The following is a 3,152-nucleotide window of genomic DNA, read 5'->3' as shown; positions in this document are numbered from 1 at the left end:
CGTGTCGTTCCCGGCACCGCCCTTCAGCGTGTTGGCCTTGGCATTGCCGGTGATCGTGTTGGCGAGCCCGTTGCCGATGCCGTCGATCGCCTTGGAGCCCGTCAGCGTCAGCTTCTCGACGTGGTTGGCGAGCATGTAGGAGACGGAGGCCTTGACCAGATCGGTCCCCTGCCCCGACGTCTCCACCACCCTGTCCTTCGCGTTGTCGACGACATAGGTGTCGTTGCCCTTGCCGCCCGCAAGCCGGTCGGCACCCGCGCCGCCATCCAGAAGGTCGTTGCCGGCCTCTCCGTAGAGCTTGTCGGTACCCTTGCCGCCATAGAGCTTGTCGTTTCCGGCTCCGCCCTTCAGCGTATCGTTGCCGCCGTTGCCATGGACGACGTCGGCGTATTTCGTGCCCGAATAGGTGTCCGCGCCGGCGGAGCCGTTGACCTTGTGCGCATCGGCCCAGAGGAATTTCTCCAGCTTCGAGGGATCGGACCTGGCCCCGACGCTGTGACCGCCGCCCATCAGGGCATAGGCGGTGTCGTGAAAATCGCCGCGCTGGCGGTAGGCGTTGGAGATCTTCAACCCCTTGATCTCGATCGGCGTGGTGACATTGGTGATGAGACCGGCGCTGTTCTGGGTGAAGCCCTTGGTCTCGGGATCGTAGCTCCTGCCGAGCGTCGAGAGGCGGATGGACGTCATCGTCCCGCTCAGCGTGTGGTCGTTGAAATAGTAGTTGAAGTCCTTGCCGTCGAGGACGATCGCCTTGGTGTCCTTCTCCTTGCCCGCCTTGATCTCGTCCAGGAGGACGATCTGCTTGCCTTCGAACTGGCTCGCGCCGCCGAGAATGTAGGGCCAGCCGGTCGGCACGAGACCGGAGAAGAAGCTCTTGAACTCCTTGTTGAAGTTCACGCCCTTCGTCGAATTCAGGTTGATGGTGATCGTCATCGTCACGTTCCTTTCCGCTTCGTCTGCATGGATCAGAAATTCAGGGTGAGCGAGGCCCTGGCGTTGAAGCCCGGGCTCGGATCAGCGTTGAGATACTGCGTGTAGTCGCGGTCGAATATGTTGTTGAGCGCGAGGTTCGCCGTGAGGCTTTCGGTGAGCCTGTACTGCGCGAAGACATCGACGAGCTGGTATGGCTCGCCGATGAAGCCGGTCGCCGTGTCGTCCTTCTTCTCGCCGACGACCGTCAGCCGCGTGCCGAGCGTCAGCCTCTCCTCGAACGCCCGCAGGCCGGCCGTCGCGACGATCCGGAACGGCGGCACCTTCTGGAGGCCGCCGCCGGTCGTCAGGTTCTCGCCCTTCAGGATCTGCGCGGTGAGCCCCGCGAACACGTCGCCGGTGTCGTAGCTGCCCTCGATCTCGATGCCGCGGATGCGTGCTTCGGCTATGTTCTGGTACTGGTAGCCGCCCGGGATCGGGAACAGGACGAAGACCTGGTCGATATAGTCGTCGACGTCGTTCTGGAAGACGCCGAGCTTGAGGGAAAGATTGTCCCCGTCGGCAAAGACGTCCTGGAAGCGCAGGTTCGTGCCGAATTCCACCGTGTGCGCCACTTCCGGCCGCAGATCGGGATTGGGGAAGAAGCGGCCGGTCACCGGCGGGGGATGGAAGCCGTCGATCAGGGTTTCCGTGAGCGCCGGGGCGCGATAGCCCTCGGCATAGGTCGCATAGAAGGTCGCGGGCTCCCAGGGCGTGACGCCGACGGTCACCTTCGGCGACAGCCGGTTTCCGTCGACCGCGATGGCGTCTCCCTTGAGGTTGTAGCCGTCGTAGCGCAGCGCGCCGATGACCTCCAGCCAGGAATCGTACCGGATGCGATCCTGGATGAAGGCGCCGTAGGCGAGCCGCCTGCCCGAGGGCGTCAGGTCGTCGCTGCTGCCGATCAGGTCCACCGTGTTCACCCGGTCCCGGAAGACGTCGACGCCGTAGGTCAGCTCGTGCTCGAAGGCGCCGGCATCGAAGCGGGACGTGTTGAACAGGTCGAGGCCGACGGTCTGGACGTCGAAGGACTGCTCCAGCGCCCCGCCGCCCGGCTGCTGCTGCTCGAACAGGGTGCTGGTGTAATAGGTCTTGAAGGTCAGATCCCAGAGGTCGGAATCCGGCGTATAGCGATAGCCGGCCGTCACCGTGTCGGCCGTGACGTCGGTCTCGCGCGGCGTGGTGGCGCCGTTCTCGAAGCTGTTGAAATAGCGGCTGCCGGAAAGCGTGAACTCATGGTCCTCGTCCGGCTTGAAGCGCCATTTCGCCAGCCCCGACTTCATCGACTGCGCCGAATTGACCGTCTGGCCGCCGCCGGACCTGTAGTCGTCGATCTCCTGCACGGTGCCGCCGATCAGGACGTCGCTATTCTCCCCGAGACGGGTCGCGATCGCCCCGTGCACGGTCGGGCCGGAGCCGTTGCTGTCGTAGCCCGTCTTCACGCGTCCGCCGACCTGCGCGTCCGGCTGGATCAGGTCGTCGGCGTCGATCGTCGTGAAGCTGACGACGCCGCCGATCGCGCCGCTGCCATAGACGGACGACACCGGCCCGCGCGTGACGTCGACGGATTTCAGCATCTGCGTGTCGAGATAGAAGGTGCCGTTGGCCTCGTGGCCGTTCTTCTGGAAGTTCTGGCGGGCGCCGTCCACCATCACGTTGACCCGCCCGAAATCCTGCAGGCCCCGCATGTTCACGGCGACGCCGGGATCGTCGGCGGAGGTCTGGGTGCTGATGCCCGGCATGGCCGTGAGGACCTCCGGCAGCCGCGCATTCAGGAAGCGGGTCTCGAACTGGTCGGCCGTGATGGCGCTGGAGCCGGCGAGCGTGTCGTAGACGCCGGTTTCCGTTCGCGTCGCCGTAACCACGACCGGATTGAGGAAGGTCGTTTCGCCGTCCTCGCCGGTCACGGCCACCTCCGCCGTGTCGTCCCCGGCCTCCTGCGCCCCCGCGGGCATCGCCGCGAGACAGGAGAGCGCTCCGGCCAGGAGGAGGTTCGCAAAGGTGTTTCGGCGTGTCTGGCGCATTGGCTTCCTTCCGATCGAAGCGATGACAACTGGATGCGGGAGCCGCCGTGTGGACGGCTCCCGCAGCTTCCTCAGAGCAGGAAGTATCCCTTGGAGAAGGAGAGCGCGTCGTCGAAGTGGATGGCGAAGTCGGCCTTGCCGTCGCCGTTCACGTCGCCG

At 65.0% G+C, this 3,152-nt stretch carries 2 protein-coding genes; both read right to left on the bottom strand.

All coding sequences use genetic code 11. The features are described 5' to 3' along the window. A partial coding sequence (locus tag NNZ72_RS25475; RefSeq protein ID WP_306766441.1) for a calcium-binding protein occupies positions 1-933 on the bottom strand: 933 nt, incomplete at its 3' end. A 32-nt stretch (positions 934-965) separates the two neighbouring features. Beyond that, positions 966-2,993 carry a TonB-dependent hemoglobin/transferrin/lactoferrin family receptor gene (locus NNZ72_RS25285; protein ID WP_257318448.1) on the bottom strand — a complete coding sequence of 676 codons (2,028 nt, stop codon included), beginning with the start codon at positions 2,991-2,993 and terminating at the stop codon, positions 966-968. Between the last annotated feature and the right edge of the window lie 159 nt (positions 2,994-3,152).

Source organism: Shinella pollutisoli (assembly GCF_024609765.1).
GTDB lineage: Bacteria > Pseudomonadota > Alphaproteobacteria > Rhizobiales > Rhizobiaceae > Shinella > Shinella pollutisoli.
This window is presented reverse-complemented; position numbering and strand designations above follow the sequence as displayed.

Excerpts from the sequence above, each read along its gene's own strand:
- NNZ72_RS25285 (WP_257318448.1), bottom strand. The coding sequence starts at position 2,993 with ATGCGCCAGACACGCCGAAACACCTTTGCGAACCTCCTCCTGGCCGGA.